General features: G+C 69.0%; 16 protein-coding genes and 1 pseudogene. 14 read left to right on the forward strand and 3 right to left on the reverse strand.

Going from position 1 to position 16,243, the window contains the following annotated elements:
- Positions 1-39 precede the first annotated feature (39 nt).
- From OG410_RS40385 to OG410_RS40395, 3 genes are all read left to right on the forward strand, one after another.
- Positions 40-672 carry an SMI1/KNR4 family protein gene (locus OG410_RS40385; RefSeq protein WP_329303724.1) on the forward strand — a complete coding sequence of 211 codons (633 nt, stop codon included), beginning with the start codon at positions 40-42 and terminating at the stop codon, positions 670-672.
- 326 nt (positions 673-998) lie between these two features.
- Entirely contained in the window at positions 999-2,594 is a 1,596-nt protein-coding gene (gene dacB, locus OG410_RS40390) for a D-alanyl-D-alanine carboxypeptidase/D-alanyl-D-alanine endopeptidase (RefSeq protein WP_329303725.1), read from the forward strand.
- A gap of 308 nt (positions 2,595-2,902) precedes the next feature.
- Positions 2,903-4,804 (forward strand): glycoside hydrolase family 76 protein, encoded by a 1,902-nt coding sequence (locus OG410_RS40395; protein ID WP_329303726.1) that lies wholly within the window; start codon positions 2,903-2,905, stop codon positions 4,802-4,804.
- 55 nt (positions 4,805-4,859) lie between these two features.
- Here OG410_RS40395 and OG410_RS40400 read toward each other — a convergent pair whose 3' ends face one another.
- On the reverse strand, positions 4,860-5,840 hold the full coding sequence (locus OG410_RS40400; RefSeq protein ID WP_329303727.1) for a threonine ammonia-lyase: 981 nt from the start codon (positions 5,838-5,840) through the stop codon (positions 4,860-4,862).
- 182 nt (positions 5,841-6,022) lie between these two features.
- On the opposite strand from OG410_RS40400, the gene OG410_RS40405 reads away from it, so the two are divergent.
- The 6 genes from OG410_RS40405 (at position 6,023) to OG410_RS40430 (ending at position 10,741) form a co-directional block, all read left to right on the forward strand.
- Positions 6,023-6,400 (forward strand): hypothetical protein, encoded by a 378-nt coding sequence (locus tag OG410_RS40405; protein WP_329303728.1) that lies wholly within the window; start codon positions 6,023-6,025, stop codon positions 6,398-6,400.
- Between the two features lie 499 nt (positions 6,401-6,899).
- Complete coding sequence (locus OG410_RS40410) at positions 6,900-7,103, forward strand: cold-shock protein (RefSeq protein WP_103550103.1); 204 nt, start codon at positions 6,900-6,902, stop codon at positions 7,101-7,103.
- Between the two features lie 475 nt (positions 7,104-7,578).
- Positions 7,579-9,078, forward strand: coding sequence for a DEAD/DEAH box helicase (locus tag OG410_RS40415; RefSeq protein ID WP_329303729.1), 1,500 nt, complete (start codon positions 7,579-7,581; stop codon positions 9,076-9,078).
- A gap of 202 nt (positions 9,079-9,280) precedes the next feature.
- Positions 9,281-9,640 carry a CBS domain-containing protein gene (locus OG410_RS42755; protein ID WP_443063861.1) on the forward strand — a complete coding sequence of 120 codons (360 nt, stop codon included), beginning with the start codon at positions 9,281-9,283 and terminating at the stop codon, positions 9,638-9,640.
- Positions 9,641-9,733: 93 nt separating this feature from the next.
- Positions 9,734-10,051 carry an SCO5918 family protein gene (locus OG410_RS40425; RefSeq protein ID WP_329303730.1) on the forward strand — a complete coding sequence of 106 codons (318 nt, stop codon included), beginning with the start codon at positions 9,734-9,736 and terminating at the stop codon, positions 10,049-10,051.
- Positions 10,052-10,201: 150 nt separating this feature from the next.
- Positions 10,202-10,741 (forward strand): GNAT family N-acetyltransferase, encoded by a 540-nt coding sequence (locus tag OG410_RS40430; protein ID WP_329303731.1) that lies wholly within the window; start codon positions 10,202-10,204, stop codon positions 10,739-10,741.
- A 241-nt stretch (positions 10,742-10,982) separates the two neighbouring features.
- Here the strand turns inward: OG410_RS40430 and OG410_RS40435 are convergent, their stop codons facing one another.
- Positions 10,983-12,098, reverse strand: coding sequence for a phosphatidylinositol-specific phospholipase C domain-containing protein (locus OG410_RS40435; RefSeq protein ID WP_329303732.1), 1,116 nt, complete (start codon positions 12,096-12,098; stop codon positions 10,983-10,985).
- Between the two features lie 321 nt (positions 12,099-12,419).
- On the opposite strand from OG410_RS40435, the gene OG410_RS40440 reads away from it, so the two are divergent.
- The 5 genes from OG410_RS40440 (at position 12,420) to OG410_RS40460 (ending at position 15,345) form a co-directional block, all read left to right on the forward strand.
- The gene (locus OG410_RS40440) at positions 12,420-12,761 is read left to right on the forward strand and encodes an ArsR/SmtB family transcription factor (protein WP_329303733.1); all 342 of its coding nucleotides are present in this window, start codon (positions 12,420-12,422) and stop codon (positions 12,759-12,761) included.
- Positions 12,762-12,764: 3 nt separating this feature from the next.
- Entirely contained in the window at positions 12,765-13,271 is a 507-nt protein-coding gene (locus OG410_RS40445; RefSeq protein ID WP_329303734.1) for an SRPBCC family protein, read from the forward strand.
- Positions 13,271-13,939 carry a dihydrofolate reductase family protein gene (locus tag OG410_RS40450; protein WP_329303735.1) on the forward strand — a complete coding sequence of 223 codons (669 nt, stop codon included), beginning with the start codon at positions 13,271-13,273 and terminating at the stop codon, positions 13,937-13,939. Before OG410_RS40445 ends, OG410_RS40450 begins: the two co-directional genes overlap by 1 nt.
- Positions 13,940-14,142: 203 nt before the next feature.
- Positions 14,143-14,550, forward strand: coding sequence for a DUF3224 domain-containing protein (locus OG410_RS40455; RefSeq protein ID WP_329303736.1), 408 nt, complete (start codon positions 14,143-14,145; stop codon positions 14,548-14,550).
- Positions 14,551-14,598: 48 nt separating this feature from the next.
- Positions 14,599-15,345 (forward strand): hypothetical protein, encoded by a 747-nt coding sequence (locus OG410_RS40460; protein WP_329304465.1) that lies wholly within the window; start codon positions 14,599-14,601, stop codon positions 15,343-15,345.
- On the opposite strand, the pseudogene OG410_RS40465 reads toward OG410_RS40460, so the two are convergent.
- Positions 15,297-16,195, reverse strand: a pseudogene (locus OG410_RS40465) (IS5 family transposase). The gene OG410_RS40460 and the pseudogene OG410_RS40465 sit on opposite strands and share 49 nt — an antisense overlap.
- Positions 16,196-16,243: the final 48 nt, after the last annotated feature.

Raw genomic sequence — 16,243 nt, forward strand, 5'->3', positions numbered from 1 at the left:
CGGGGCCGCCGCCCTCCCCTGGCAACTACCCTCACCTGCGTGACGACCGATTGGACAGCGGAAGCCCGGCGCATTGCTCGAGGGAGGCGCTTCGACGAGTTCAGCAGTCCATCCGCGAGGCAGGCCGCCTCCTCGCTGCTGCCGCCGCCGCTGTCCGAAGCGGAGATCCGCGAAGCGGAGGCGGAACTGGGCATCGCGTTCCCGGAGCAGTACCGCGAATATCTGCTCCGGCAGAGCGCCGGCGGCGCGGTCAACCGCCTGTACCGATCCTCGGCAGGATGGGGCTGGCACGGGGACTCGAGCACCAACTACGGCTTGCTCACCACCGACTTCCCTCACCGCGACTCCTACCGCCAGGACGAGGACGAGCTGGACGCGCGCGAGCCGTCGGCGCAGGACTTCCCGGACCAGGACGCCTACCAAGCGGCGTGGGAACAGTGGGACGCCGAGTACGAGGTGTTCCAGGAGCGCAAGACGTCCGGCGCCGTATTCATCCAGGAGAACGGCTGTGGCTTCTCGACCCTGCTCGTCGTCACCGGTCCGCACCGGGGCTCACTGTGGTTCGACGGCCGGGCCACCTGCGACCTGATCCTTCCCATGAACCTGGACGGCCGGCCCGTCTCGTTCACGGACTGGCTCGCTCGACGGTCCATGGATCTGGTCTGCTGGTGAACGCGGCCGGGCCGATGTCACGAACGCGACGAACCGGCCGACGTCGCTCAAGGATCGCGGATGGCAGCCGTGTCACCGGACCCGGCACCACGCGCGCCGCTCACGGCACTCGGGCGAGTTCCCGGCGCCGTCGGCTTCGGTGATCGACCGACCGGATGAAGTTCTCCCCCAAGCTGTCGGCGCGGCGCCGAGCAGGGGAAACGTGCGCGGTCCGTGTTCCTACGATGCCGCAGGAGCGTCCCGGCGAGCAGGGCCCGGGCGAGTCGGGCCCGTGCGATGCGGGTTTCCTCGACTCGGCTCCTTCGACTCCAGAAATGGCGGAACGCATGAGACCGATGATCTGTGGCCGGCTCCGGACCTGGGCCGGTGCCGGAGCGACACTCGCGCTTCTGGCGGGGGCGGCCGCCGCCGGCACGCCGGCGGCGGCGCACGACGACGACCTCGGGCCCGCCATCGAGGCGATCATGCACAAGCCCGGTTACGAGCACGCGCAGTGGGGCGTACTGGAGACGGACCCGGAGACCGGCCGGGTGATCCACTCCCAGTTCCCGAACCAGTTCTTCGTCCCCGGCTCGACGGTCAAGCTGGTCACCATCTCGACCGCCTGGCACACCCTCGGCCCGAACCACCGTTTCACCACCCCCGTGATGGCGACCGGCACCCGCACCGGGTCGACGCTGCACGGAAACCTGGCACTGGTCGCCCAGGGCGATCTGACCATGGGCGGGCGCACCAAGCCCGACGGGTCCGTCGACTACACCGACATCGACCACACCGAGGCCGCGATCCCCGGCGCGACCCTCACCCCGGAGAACCCGCTCGCCGGCATCAACAAGATCGCCCGGCAGATCCGCGACGCGGGCATCACCAGGGTCGACGGCAACGTCATCATCGACCCCCGTCTGTTCACTCCTCCCGCGCTGAGCCCGCAGCCCACCCCGCTGATCCTCAACGACAACCTGATCGACCTGCTGACGACTCCGACCACGCCGGGGAAGCCGGCAAAGCTGTTCTGGCGCCCGCAGGTCTCGCCGTACCACGTCACCTCCACCGTCCGGACGGTCTCCAGCGGGGGGACCACCTCCGTCAACGTGACCGCTTCGCCCGACGGCACCCAGATCCACCTCTCCGGCACCATCGCCGCCGGTTCACAGCCGCTGCTGCGGGTTTCCAACATCCAGGACCCCAATGCCTTCGGCCGCACCGCGCTGATCGAGGCCCTGGCCCGTGTCGGCGTCACCGTCACCGCGCCGCCCACCGGCCCCAACCCGCAGAAGGAGCTGCCCGCCTCCTACCGCAACACCCCCCGCGTCGCCGCGTACGTCTCCCCGCCCTACAGCCAGTACGCCAAGCTGATCCTCAAGGTCAGCCACAACCTCGGCGCCAACCTGGCCCTGTGCAACATGGCCGTCGCACGCGGCAGCAAGAACTGCTTCGACGCGTTCCCGATCGAGCACGACTTCCTCACCAACGTCGCGCGGATCGACCCGAAACAGTTCCAGCTCGCCGACGGGCGTGGCGGCGTGCCGGCCGAGCGGGTCACCCCGAACGGCCTCGTCGAGCTCCTCACCTACTGGCTGCACACCCCCGACGCCGAGGCCTTCAGGAGTCTGCTCCCGATCCTCGGCGTCGACGGCTCGAACGGCATCTCCTGCACCACCGACTGCCCGGCCAAGGGCAAGGTCTTCGCCAAGCCCGGCACGATCATCGGTGACGACTACCTGAACCAGGAGCTCGCGGCCACGGCGCAGAACGAGGCGGGCTATCTGCAGACCGACGACGGCCGTCTGCTGACCTTCTTCGTCGGCGTCAACGGCGCCGCCACCCAGGACATCCAGAGTTTCATCAGCATCTTCAACGACGTGAACCAGATCACCGCCCTCCTCCAGGAGCAGGCCTCGGCGGACGAAGCGCACCACTAGCCCACCGCCGAAACCGCCGCACGACCGCCACACAACCGCCGAGCGCACAGGGGTCCGTCCGAAAGGGAGGCGACGCCTGTGCGCTCGGCACTCCGGCACCCATCGGGTTGCCGTCAACGACACCATGAACTGCCTTACGGGAAAACCCTGTTGGCGACATTGACAGGGATGCGTCAAGCCGGTTCACTGCCTCGAAAGAAGGTACGGACCAGGCTCGACCGCCGCCCGCTCGGCTCGCCACAGCGCCGTCGGTGCCGACCGCTCCCGCCACCCCGGCATCCTCCATCGTGAAATCGAGGCGAGTTCCGGTGTCCTTACGCCCCGCCGACATCGTTGTCGGATCACGGTTCCTCATTTTCCTGTCGGCGGTCGTTCTCGCGTGTGCGGCCGTCCTCCCGGCCGCGACGCCCGCGGCCGCCGCCACCCAGGTGTGCGTACTGGCCTGCGACACGCTGGACCCCTCGCTGGCGCGGCAGGAGAGCTTTCCGGTACCGGCGAAGGCACTCAACGGCCGTCGCCTCGAACTGCACGTCTCCGACGCGGACGACATGGCGTGGGCCAGCATCGACGGCGGTGTGACGGGTGACTCGGTGTGGCTCGACCGTTCCTGGGACGGCGGTGCCACCTGGGACGGGCTGCTCGGCAAGGCCGCCGTCCCGGGCACCTGGACCGGCACCAGGACGCTGATGTACAACATCACCGATCCCCGCAACCACCGACGCGGACTGGTCCGGGCCTGCGGCGACGCCGCCGCAGTCGGCTGCACCGACTGGGCCTACCCCACCGTGTGCGACACACTCTGCGACCGTACCGACGCCGGCCAGGCGTCCGGCGACGACCAGCCGGTACCGTCCGCCACGCTCTACGGCCGTACGATCCGGCTGCACGTCGACCAGAAGAACTCCATGGCCTGGGCGAGCGTCGAATCCGGTGCCGGCGGTGACGAAATCTGGCTGGACCGTTCCTGGGACGGCGGCTCGACCTGGCCGGACGGCTCCTCTCTCGGCCGCACGGCCGTCCCCCAGGGAGCCACCGGCACCCGTACGACCATGTACGCGACCCGCGATCCGCGCGGCCTCCTCTACGGTGGTGCGGTCCGCGCGTGCGGCCGCGAGGCCGGCCACCAGGAGGGCAGCTGCACCGTGTGGGCCAGGCCCGCGCCGACCCGGACACGCGCCGCGGCGGACGCGCTCATGTCGTCGTACGACCCCTACAACGGCTGGTGGCCCAGCAGTTGGTGGAACTCCGCCGCCACACTCACCTCGCTCGTCGACTTCGCCAGGACGACCGGCACGCACGACTACGACTGGGCCGTCGCGCGCACCTACGACCGGAACAAGGGCACCTTCGCCGCCGGCGTGCGAAGTTCGGACGCGATCGAGGGCCACTTCATCAGCCGGTCCATCGACGACTCGGGCTGGTGGGCGATCGCCTGGATCGACGCGTACGACTACACCGGCGACGCCCGATATCTCGACGAGGCCGTCACCATCTCCGGCTATGTCCAGCAGTACTGGGACCCCGGGACCTGTGGAGGCGGGGTGTGGTGGGACCGGGAGCGGACCTACAAGAACGCCGTCACGAACGGCCAGTACCTCTGGCTGGCCACCGCGCTGCACCAGCGCATCCCGGGCGACACGGTATGGCTCCAGCGGGCGAGAACCGCCGCCGCCTGGTTCAGGACGAGCGGGATGATCAACTCCTCCGGGCTGGTGAACGACGGACTGACCTCTGCCTGCGCCAACAACGGCGGCACCGTGTGGAGTTACAACCAAGGGCTGGCCATCGGCGGTTTCACCGAGCTGTGGAAGTCGACCGGGGACGGTTCCCTGCTGGCCACCGCACGGACCCTGGCCGACGCCGCCATCAACAGCCCGGCGCTGACCCGCGACGGCGTGCTCACCGAGTCCTGCGACGTCGGCTCGGCGTCCTGCGACGACAACCAGAAGCAGTTCAAGGGAATCTTCGTGCGGAACCTCGCCGACCTCGCGAAGGCGACCGGCTCCAGCACCTACCAGGGCTATCTCCAGAAGCAGGCGGACACGTTGTGGGCCCGGGACCGCAGCTCCCTCAACGCCCTCGGTCAACGCTGGGCCGGTACCCTCCCCAACCAGACCGACTGGCGCACTCAGGCCGGCGCCCTCGGAGCGCTCACGGCGTGCGCGGGACCGGAGGGCGACCGCAACGGAGCGCCGGGTCAGTCAAGTTGAGAGCCGCGCGCGGTCCGGCGGTGCCACCGTCGGGCGGAGCTCAAGGCCGCGTGGGTCAGGACCGGTGGACGGGAGCTGCGGCGATCCAGCGGTGATAGGCGTCCACGTCGACGTTGCTCCCGCACACGATGGTGACCACATGCCGGCCGGCGAACCGGTCACGGTCTTCGAGGATCGCCGCGATGCCGAGCGCGGCCGACGGCTCCACGACGAGGCCGGCGTGGTCGAGGAGCATCCGCATACCGACGATGATCGATTCCTCCTGGACCAGAACGGCGTCGTCGGCGACCAGGAGGAGGTCGTCCAGGACGGCCGGGATGGGATACCGGCCGGCGACGCCGTCGGCGATCGTGCTGGTCGAGTCGGTGGTGACGACGCGCCGCCCGCGCCACGAGTGTGTCATCGCCGGTGCGCCCAGCGGCTGGACGCAGATCACCTCGACCTCGGGCGCCAGGGCCTTCAGCACATGACCCACACCGGTGGCCAGCGCCCCGCCACCCAGAGCGATCAGGACGGTGTCGAACGACGGCACGGTGTCCACCAGTTCCAGACCGATGGTCGCCGCACCCTCGCAGGTCTCGATGTCCAGGCTGTCTTCGACCAGCCGGATTCCCTCGCGGCGCGCGATGGCCGCCGCCCGCTCGCGGGCCGTCTCGTGATCGCCGTCCACCAGCTCCAACCCGGCGCCCAGCGCGCGGATGCGGTCAAGCTTGGCCACCGTCGCAAAGCGTGACGCCACGACCGTCACCTCGAGCCCCCGGCCGCGACCGGACCACGCGAGGGCCTGGCCGAGATTTCCCGCGCTGGCACACACCACCTCGCACGAGCCGTCCTCGGCGAGCAGGCTCGCGACCACCTCGGTGCCGCGGGCCTTGAAGCTGCGTACCGGGTTCGCCGTTTCGAGCTTGATGCTCACGGCGCATCCGAGGCCGGGCTCCAGCGCCTCGCAGCGGTACAGCGGAGTGTCGAGGAAGACCGGGTCGATGACCCGGCGGGCCGCCCGGATCCGAGCGATGTCGAGGCGCGTCTTCTGCACGACGCGGAAGCGTAGCGCGAGCGACAGTTCATATCCTGCGGTTCGACGGGGCAGTTCAGGCTGCCTGAGCCTTGGGGGGCACTCGACGGAGCCAGGAACAGTCGAGACCTGTGGATCGGTGTGTCATACGGCTTGGGTGTCACCTCCTGATGTGCGGGTCGTTCGACGCGTATCGTCCGGACATGGACACCGCTGCTTCGCCTCGCGTCCTCGTCATCGGGCTGGATCCGTATCGGGTGCCAGGGCCGTGGGATCCCGAGCCGGTGGCCAGGGCCATCGAGGCGGGAATGGCCAAGTTCGCCGAGCATGGCGTGGGCGTGGAGACCTGCCTCATCGGCCTTGACGGAAGTGACGACGTGGAAACCATCGTCGCGGACGCGCTGCGAGCGCATCCGTGGGAGTGCGTCACCGTCGGCGGTGGCCTGCGGCACTCGGACGATCAGGTCGAACTCCTTGAGCAAGTGGTCAACCTGGTTCGGCGGCACGCACCCGATGCGGCCATCGCGTTCAACAGCGGCCCGGCCACCACCTATGAGGCCGCCGCGCGGTGGATCGAGTGACGCCGACACCTACGCGGCTCGAGCGTCACCTCGTCCTTGCCGGTCCGGGTGTTTCCCTGACCGACGTACTGGTGGCCCCATGGCAGGCCTCTGGTGTTCAAGGCGGCGTGCGGTCTGCGCCGCGACGTGGGCGGCGTGCGGGCGGCGGTGCGGTTGTGGCGCCCGGGTTTCCGCCCTTCACCGCATGGTCCCTGAACGGAAACGCTGTGACCCAGGCGATCCAATATCTGTGGCGGCGACGTGAGAAATCGGCTTCAGGTGCGATGAGAATTTCTTGATCGGCAGGCGGAGTGAAATAGCCGACAGCACGCAATCTATCGTTCCGTGCTACTGTCGAGACCAGTTGCAGTTGTGGTTCCCAAAAACTTGTGAGCATCCACCCTGTTCTTGCAGGGTGGTGTTCTTCTGTGTATCCGGTCATTTCCGGCGGGTTAATCATCGCGGCGACGCGGAGTCCGCACAGTGCGGATCCCGAGCACCGTCCCGAAGGAGAATTGACATGGCTACTGGCACCGTGAAGTGGTTCAACGCGGAAAAGGGCTTCGGCTTCATCGAGCAGGACGGCGGCGGCGCCGACGTCTTCGCCCACTACTCGAACATCGCCAGCTCCGGCTTCCGTGAGCTCCAGGAAGGCCAGAAGGTCTCCTTCGACATCGCGCAGGGCCAGAAGGGCCCGACGGCGGAGAACATCGTTTCCGCCTGACACCGGCACGCACGGCGAAGCTGGGGCCCGCACCTTGGGGTGCGGGCCCCAGCTCGCCGCGTTTCCGTCGCACGGTCGCGAGCGTCCCGGCAGTCAGCGGTGAGTTCGCCCCGCCGCCGCGCCTGTGAGGTTCCAGGGTCGCCACTCGGGCCCTCGCCGACCCCCTGCCGCCGCACTGATCCCGGTCCGCGTCTCACTCGCTGCCGATCCGCGCCCGGCCCGTTCCCACCGCAGGCCCACTTCGGGCCCGCTGCCGACCTCATTCCAGGTCCGCGTACGAACGCCATTTCGCATCACTCCGTATTTCTTCAGCTTTTCGGGACATCGCTGCCGCTCCGGCAGGATATCCCGTGAGAATTCTTCACCGGTCCTACGATTCGGTGCCGAATTTCGGTCGGCTCGTTCTCGCGATTCTCTGCGCCGCTCATCGGCTGCGGGAATTCCTTGATACGCGCCAGGTCAAGGAAGGTTCCGCATGAACCGCACACGTACGAACGATCGTTTCGCCCGCACTCGCACCGAGGGCGGCAGTTCCAGAAGGGGCGGCAGCCGCTTCGGGGCCACCTCCGCCGGCGGCCGTTCCGGCTCCTCCGGCAGGCCGAAGAGCTACGGACGTCAACCGGCCGCACCCCAGGGCGAGTTCGCGTTGCCGGAGACGATCACCCCCGCCCTGCCGGCCGTGCAGGAGTTCGCCGATCTCGCCCTGCCGGCGCCGCTGCTCGCGGCGCTCGGCCACGAAGGCGTGTCCGTCCCCTTCCCGATCCAGGGGGCGACCCTGCCGAACTCCCTCGCGGGCCGTGACGTACTCGGCCGGGGCCGCACAGGTTCCGGAAAGACCCTCGCCTTCGGCCTCGCGCTGCTGGCCCGTACCGCCGGGCAGCGCGCCGAGCCCCGCCAGCCGCTGGCCCTGGTCCTGGTACCCACCCGCGAACTGGCCCAGCAGGTCACCGACGCGCTCACCCCGTACGCCCGCTCCGTGCGGCTGCGGATGGCCACCGTGGTCGGCGGGATGTCGATCGGCCGGCAGGCCGGTGCCTTGCGCGGCGGGGCGGAAGTCGTCGTCGCGACCCCGGGCAGGCTCAAGGACCTCATCGAGCGGGGCGACTGCCGGCTGAACCAGGTCGCCATCACCGTCCTCGACGAGGCCGACCAGATGGCCGACATGGGCTTCATGCCGCAGGTCACCGCACTGCTCGACCAGGTGCGTCCGGAGGGGCAGCGGATGCTCTTCTCCGCCACCCTGGACCGCAACGTCGACCTGCTGGTCCGCCGCTACCTGACCGACCCGGTGGTCCACTCGGTCGACCCGTCCGCGGGCGCGGTCACGACGATGGAGCACCATGTCCTCCACGTGCACGCGGCGGACAAGAGCCGCACGACCACCGAGATCGCGGCACGCGACGGCCGGGTGATCATGTTCCTGGACACCAAGCACGCGGTGGACCGGCTGACCGAGCACCTGCTGAACAGCGGTGTCCGCGCCGCTTCCCTGCACGGCGGCAAGTCCCAGCCGCAGCGCACCCGGACCCTGGCCCAGTTCAAGACCGGGCACGTGACGGTTCTGGTGGCGACCAACGTCGCGGCGCGCGGCATCCACGTCGACCAACTGGACCTCGTGGTCAACGTCGACCCGCCGACCGATCCCAAGGACTATCTTCACCGCGGCGGCCGTACGGCCCGTGCCGGTGAGTCCGGAAGCGTCGTGACCCTGGTGATGCCGAACCAGCGCCGCGAGATGACCCGGCTGATGGCCGCCGCGGGCATCACTCCGCAGACCAGCCAGGTGCGTTCGGGAGAAGCGGAGCTGAGCCGCATCACAGGCGCCCAGGCGCCCTCGGGCGTGCCGGTCGTCATCCGCGCGCCGGTCACTGAGCGTCCGCGCCGTGCCGCTTCCGCCTCCTCCCGGGGCCGGCGTGGCCGCTCCGGCCAGGGCCGGTCCACCGGTACCGCCGCGCGTCGCACCCCCCAGGCCTAGAGCGGAAGCCGCGGCGCCCGGACCACCGTCCGGGCGCCGCGGCGACCTCCGGCACACCGGTCCCCGGCCGCCCGTTCAGGGGCGACCGGGACCGACGAACGAAGCCCTGCGCCGACGAATGACGCCGACGGCCCGTTCCTGGGAACGATGCCGTCGGCCGGTCGCCGCATGTCCCGCCGTACTCACCCAGCAGGAGTCACCTTTGCCGCTCGTCCGGATGCAGCTGTGTTCCGAGGGATCCATCCCCGCCGTCATCGTCCCCAGTGGTGTCATCCCCGCTGGTGTCGTCCCCGCAGATGTCCTCCCCACCGGCGTCGCGGAACACGCGGACGCCTCCGGACCGCGGGTACGGGCTGACATGACCGTCGAGGTGGCGCTGTCCGTCATGGCGGGCGCCCGTGTCAGGTATCTCCTCGTCATTGACGCGGACGACCAGTGCACGGACTCGGTCACCGAGGCCCAGCTCGCCGCCGTCCGCGACGGGGCCGCGTACTCGGACCGGCTCCGCGTACGCGATGTCATCCGACTTCGCCACAACCCGGACGCGCTCGCCCCGGTCTGATTCTCGACCTGGCCCCTCGAACGTTCCGCCCGTTCCCTGCGCCACTCAAGCTCGACCCCACCCGGCCCGTTCTCCCGCTACCTGTGAGGCACCATGCGCTGCGTCATCGCCCGCTTCCCGTTCGACCTCTCCAAGAGTGGAGTGCTGGCCTCGATGAAGGGGATCAAGCCCGAGCCGATCACGGGCGAGTCCGTGATCATCGGTCGCTGCCACTACCCCGTCAAGCAGGTGGGCGAGGTCATCACCCGTCAGGACCGCCGCGATTTCACGAGCGGGGAAGTGACCCGGGCCATGACCCGCCTCGGCTTCACCTGCCGCACTCCGCAGGTGGCCGCGCCCCCGATCGCTCTCAGCCCGCTCCAGAACGCCTCCGCGCTGCTCGGCGGCGAGCACCTCCCCGCTCAGGCTTGAGAGACCGTCACGAGCCCGGCCCAGGCAAGCAGCCCGGCTGAACCCGCCAACTGGGCGGCTCCAGGCGGGCGTTACCGGGGCTCTTGCGGAAGGCCCTGGACACGGCTACCCCCGCCTTCGGGCGGTTCGACCACCTGTTAGCGTGCGCGGATGGACGATCTGGGATTAGTGGCATGGCCGCCCGAGCCGATCACGACCGAGAGGCTCGTGCTTCGTGAGCCCGAGTTCCGGGACCGTGCGGCGTTCGTCGAGTTGCTCGCCTCGCCGGACGTACACACCTACCTCGGCGGCCCCCGGCCGCGTGACGAGCTCGAGCGCGAGATGTCCGGGGTGCCCGAACGGTGGCCCGGGAGTTTCGTCGTTGATCTCGACGGGGCGATGATCGGTCAGATCCTGCTCAGGAGAAATGAGGCGGACCGTCGCCCGGCCGCCGCGGGGAAGGCCGATCTCGGCTACCTGTTCCTGCCGCGGGCGTGGGGATTCGGGTACGCCGCCGAGGCGTGCGCGGCAGCACTCGGCTGGCTCACCGGCGCGCTTCCCGGCGAGCCGGTGGTACTCACCACCCAGACCGCCAACGTCCGCTCGCTGCGTCTCGCGGCGAAGCTGGGGTTCATCGAGGTGGAGCGGTTCGAGGCTTGGGGCGCCGAGCAGTGGCTCGGCATGCGGTCCCCGGCCATGCCGTCCGGTTGAGTTCGCGACGCAACTGCCGGGGAACAGCCGCCCCTTGATGCGCGAGCGGCCCGCAACCGCGACTTGCCCGCGCGCATGCCGGGCGTCACCTCTGGCTTCGGAGCATGCGACGAGCCGGGTGCCCCGATCGGCGTTTCCGACCGGCCGGGACACCCGGCGGGTTGAGCGGCGGAGCGATGCGGCAGCAGAACCGTGGAGCATCCGCGGATCAGCCCTGGATCAGTCGTGGATCAGCCCTGGATCAACCGCGTGGCAGGACCAGTGACTGCACGTCCGGCAGGCCCCGCCAGTCGTTCGACGCGACCGTGGCATGCGCCTTCGCCAGCAGCGCGACGCGTGCCGACGCGTCGGACGCCGACGGGCTGACGTCGTCGAGAGCCGGCGACACGTTCTGCGAGTCCGTCATGAACAGCAGGTAGTGGTTGGTGTCGTACCAACTCGTGTCGATGCCGCTGTTGATGTAGCCGGCCGCGTCGCCGTCGAATGCCACGAACCAGGGCCGCAGTGTCGTGTCGGAGTAACGGCTGCGCGGGTCGCCCGACGCGGAGTTGTGGACCGAGGGGAAGATGTTCGCCTGCGCGGTGGTGCCCGCGGTGTGCAGGTTGCGCAGGTAGGTCGCGTATTCCTTGTCCGTCCACAGGGTGTCGGTCGGGTTGTTCTCCTCGACCGTGCCGGGGATGATCTCCAGCAGCACCTTGCCCGCCAACTGCGCCCGGGTGGGCCAGTTTCCGGCCTTGGCCGCGTCGTCCAGGGTGGCGAACTGGCCACCGCCGGGCTTGTTCAGCAGGTCGTTCGGCTTGTAGACGAGGCCGCCCAGGTGTGCGGTGATCGACTGGTCCAGCTTGGCCGGGCTCATTCCGAGGCCGGCCTGGAAGCCGGCCTTCATCTCCAGCTTGATGATCAGCGGCCCGTGGCCGGGGTGCGCGCCGAGCCACACCCGGACGTCGTCCAGGCAGCTCTCCAGGTTCTTGTTGGTGCTGCCGGTGTACAGGTCGGCGGCCGAGGAGGCGTTGACGCAGTTGTTGCCGTTGCTGGTCAGACTGCTGTGACTGACCTTCCATTCCTGGGTGAAGAAGTCGTCCCAGACGTCCAGTTCGATCATCGAGGTGCCGGTGTCGAGGCCCTGGGCGAGGTAGGTGAACGCGCTGGGGTCGTAGGTGTTGTGGATTCCGGACGCGGTGGTGCCGGACACCTGTAAGGAGTTTGTGTCCCCGGCGACGGCGACGGCGGTGGCGGTGGCGCCTCCGGCTCCGGCGGCGCCGAACGCCAGGAACAGGCTCAGCACGCCGATCAGCGCAGTACGCGGCGCGGCGAGCGGGCGCAAGGAAAATCTACGGCGGTTCATCGAACCGGTCACGGCTCCTTCTTTGTGGGGGTGACTCTCCGTCCGGACGGTGACGTCTGTGCATGAATCGACGGAGACATGACACGTAACGCGATCGAGAATCCTGCTGTCAGCTACGATTCCGGCCGATCTTGCCGAAGCGGAATGTGCCGCAACAGGGCGACTGCACATGAGACTTGATGAACAGCGACCTGATGGGTCTTCGTGCGTGGGTGGCATCCGCGCCTGACGGAGATGGTCCGAGCGACTTCGACGCCCCTGCGGCAAGCGATGGACGAGACACGGGAATGACCCCGGCTTGATGTATTCCGATATAGGAATATGATGGTTGCCATGGCACGAGCAGCGACGACGTCGGACACGTTCAACGCGATCGCCGAGCCGCAGCGCCGGGACATCCTGGCGCTGCTGCGGGCGGGTGAGCGACCGGTGACCGAGTTGGCCCAGGAGCTGGGGATGAGTCAGCCGGGGGCGTCCAAGCACCTGCGGGTGCTCCGGGAGGTGGGGCTGGTGCGGGTCCGCGGGGTGGGCAAGCAGCGCCTCTACGGCCTGGACGCCCGCGGGCTGCGGCCGGTCCACGAGTGGGTCGGCGGATTCGAGCGGTTCTGGAACGAGAGTTTCGACCGGCTGGACACCTACGTGCAGGACCTCAAGCAGACACGGCAGGAGGACTGACCGATGGCAGAGGCGAGGCAGGAAACACGGGCGGAGCCGGAGACGGCCGACCGGGAGATCGTGATCTCCCGGGTCATCGACGCCCCGCGGGAGCTGGTGTTCGAGGCGTTCACCGAGGTCCGGCACCTGTCGCGGTGGTGGGGTCCGGAGGGGTTCACCACCACCACGCGGTCCTTCGAGTTCCGCGAAGGCGGCGAGTGGAAGTTCGTACTGCACGGACCGGACGGGACCGACTACTCCGAGTGGATCCGCTGGCTGCGGATCGCCCCGCCGGAGCGGATCGCGCTGCTGCACGGTGAAATCCGTGACGACCCGAACGCCTTCGAGTCGGTCCTTACCTTCGCCCCGGACGGCGCGGCGACCCGGATCGTGATGCGCACGGTGTTCCCCACCAAGGAACTGCGCGACGAGGCGGTCGAGAAGTACCACGCGATCGAGGGCGGCCGGCAGACCCTGAGCAGCCTGGCGGCCTACGTCACCGAGATCGTTCGGAAGGGGGCGGAGGGCTGATGGCCGGGAAGGTGTTCTTCAGCGTGTCGATGTCGCTGGACGGCTTCATCGCCCCCGAGCCCGTGCCCGTCGAGGACGAGCTCTTCGCGCCCGACAGGCAGAGCGACCCGGACGTGCAGCGCTGGATGGCGCAGTGGATGGAACTGCAGCAATGGATCTTCCCGCTGCGGTTCTTCCGGGAGAACCTGAAGTTCGGCGAGGGCGGCGAGGAGGGCCGTGACAACGACATCGCGCGGGAGACGTTCGAGCGCACCGGCGCGAGCGTCATGGGCAAGCGCATGTTCGACCTCGGCGAGCAGTCATGGCCGGAGGAGGCGCCCTTCCACACCCCGGTCTTCGTCGTGACGCACACCGAGCGTGACCCGTGGGAGCGGCCCGGAGGCACCACGTTCCACTTCGTCAACGACGGTATCGAGCACGCCGTCGACCAGGCCCGCGAGGCCGCCGGCGACCGCGACGTCCGCATCGCAGGCGGCGGCGCGACGATCCTGGAGCACCTGAACGCCGGCCTGGTGGACGAGTTCTCGATCGCGCTGTCACCGGTGCTTTTCGGCGCAGGCACCCGTCTGTTCGACGGCGTGGACGCGTCCAGGGTCGCGTTGGAGCCGGTCCGCTCGGAGCCGTCGTCGCGGGTGACGCACCTGACCTACGCCGTGCATCCGCGGTAGCCGCGCCACCAGTCACCCTGGCGACCCGAGCACCCACGGCGCACACGCTTGAATCAGCCGGCCACGGCCACTGCGTACAGCCGCATCCTTCGGCTGGGCGGACTTCAGGCCGGTGAGCGGACCGATCCGGGAGTAGCCGAACGAGGCGATGGCCTTGGCCGCCACTCAGTGGCGATGTCAGTGGTGCGGCATACGATCCGGGGATGCGAGCTTCAGGAACGTTCACAGTTGTCGACTTCACCCCGGCACCGGTACCGAGCCCCGCAATCGAGACGGCGCTCCCCGTCGGTGTCGCCACGATGGAGAAGCATTACGAAGGCGAGGTCGCCGGGCGCTCCGCCACGTTGTTCACCGCCGCTTTCGATCAGTCCAACGGGGTGGGGACGTATGTCGCCATGGAGTCCTTCGAGGGGACGCTCCATGGGCAGGCGGGCGCCTTCAACTTCGCGCACTCCGCGACGACCCTGGGCGACGGGAGGGAGAGCGAGTTCTTCGTCGTCGTGCCGACCAGCGGAACGGGTGCGCTGGCCGGGATCACTGGGACCGGCGGCGTCGCTGTCGACACGGACGGCACCCACCGCATCTGGTTCGACTACGAACTCGGCCACTAGGCCGTTTCGTTCGGATCTTGCGAGGCTTGCCATACTTCCCGAGTGGAGATGCAAGCCGAGGAAGCAGCGCGGCGTTGGCTGGCTGATCAGGGCGTCAGCCAGGTGCGCGACGGGTGGGTGAGCGACGAGAAGCCGGACGCGTTGCTCACCGCCAACCAGGTAGCGCACTCCTGGACCGGTGATGTGTTCGCCGAAGACCTGGATGCAGCCGACCAGGTGCGGTTGGCTTTCGGGCTGCTGGACCTCCTCGACGAGTACTGGGTCACGTGCGAGATCCGGTTCGCGAACGAGGGTGCGGAGGGTCCCCTGCCGGCCGACGTGCTGTGGGACGGCTACCGTCAGCGGCTGGAGGCGGACCGGGACGCCGAGGCCGTCACCTACTCGCTGTGGGCGGACTGGTTCGAGGACCACGCCACTTCCGCGACGGCCTTCGCCGAAGTTCTCGGTAACGACATCGAACGGGTGGTGGCCGAGCGATCGGAAGCCCTGCTCCGCCGAGCCCGTCGGGTTCTGGAGTGTTCGGGCCCGGTGCGCTGGACGGTGAAGGAGCTGACGTACCGCACCGCCATGCGGCTTCCTGCCCTGCACTCGGCCGTCTTCCGCAGCCTCCTGGCGAGCTTCCACGACGCCTGCGGCGACCTGGAGCCGGCTGCCGCACTGACCTTCCTCGGCCGGCTGGATCTCCCCACGAACACCCAGCACCTTGCCGAACTGCGCCATGTACTTGCCGCGGGGCACGAGAACCACTACCGCAGCCCTGGTGCCTGGGACGATGCGGTTCGCTCCTGCTCCTGAGTCGTTGGCCTGGCAGACCAAAGAAAGATGCCGGCGACGTAGAGTCCGGCCAGGTAGATGGTCGCGGTCTTCTCGTAGCGGGTGGCGATGCTCCGCCACTGCTTCAGGCGGTTGATGCAGCATTCGACGGTATTGCGCTGCTTGTATGCCTCGCGGTCGAAGGCGGGTGGCCTGCCGCCTCGGCTACCGCGCCGCAGCCGGTGGCCGCGTTGATCGGCCGGAACGGGGATGACCGCCCGGATCCCGCGCTTGCGCAGGTGCTCGCGGATCACGCGGGAGGAGTACGTCTTGTCGGCCAGGACCACGTCCGGCCTGGTACGGGGGACGTCCTCGCTGCCGAGGGATGCGGAGACGGGCCATGACGTGAGCGAAGGCGGGCGCGTCACCGGCCTGTCCGGCGGTGAGCACGAAAGCGAGAGGTCGGCAGTGGTCGTCCGCCGTCAAGTGGACCTTGGTGGTCAGCTCGCCACGGGACCGGCCGAGGGCATGGTCTTCTGGCTCGCCGGCCAGAGCCCCTTTTTACGGGCGCCGGTAGCGTGCTGATGAGCGCGGACGATGGTTGAGTCGACTGCGACGACCCAACCGAGATCCCCCTCAGCGTCCGCTTGGGCGAGCAGAGCGGTGAACACCCGCGCCCAAGTGCCGTCGAGCGCCCACTTTCGCAAGCGGGTGTAGACGCCCTTCCACGAACCGAACTCGGAAGGCATGTCCCCCAGGGCGAGCCCGTCCGGTACTTCCACGCGATCGCCTCGATCACCTGGCGGTGATCACGCCACCGACCGCCCCGCTTCGGCGTCCGATCCGGCAACACCGACTCTATGCGCGCCCACTGGACGTCAGTCAACGGCACGACCGGACCAACGATCCGATGATCGGAAAGTGGCGGTCATCAGGCCGG

The organism is Streptomyces sp. NBC_00659, from assembly GCF_036226925.1.
Lineage (GTDB): Bacteria > Actinomycetota > Actinomycetes > Streptomycetales > Streptomycetaceae > Streptomyces.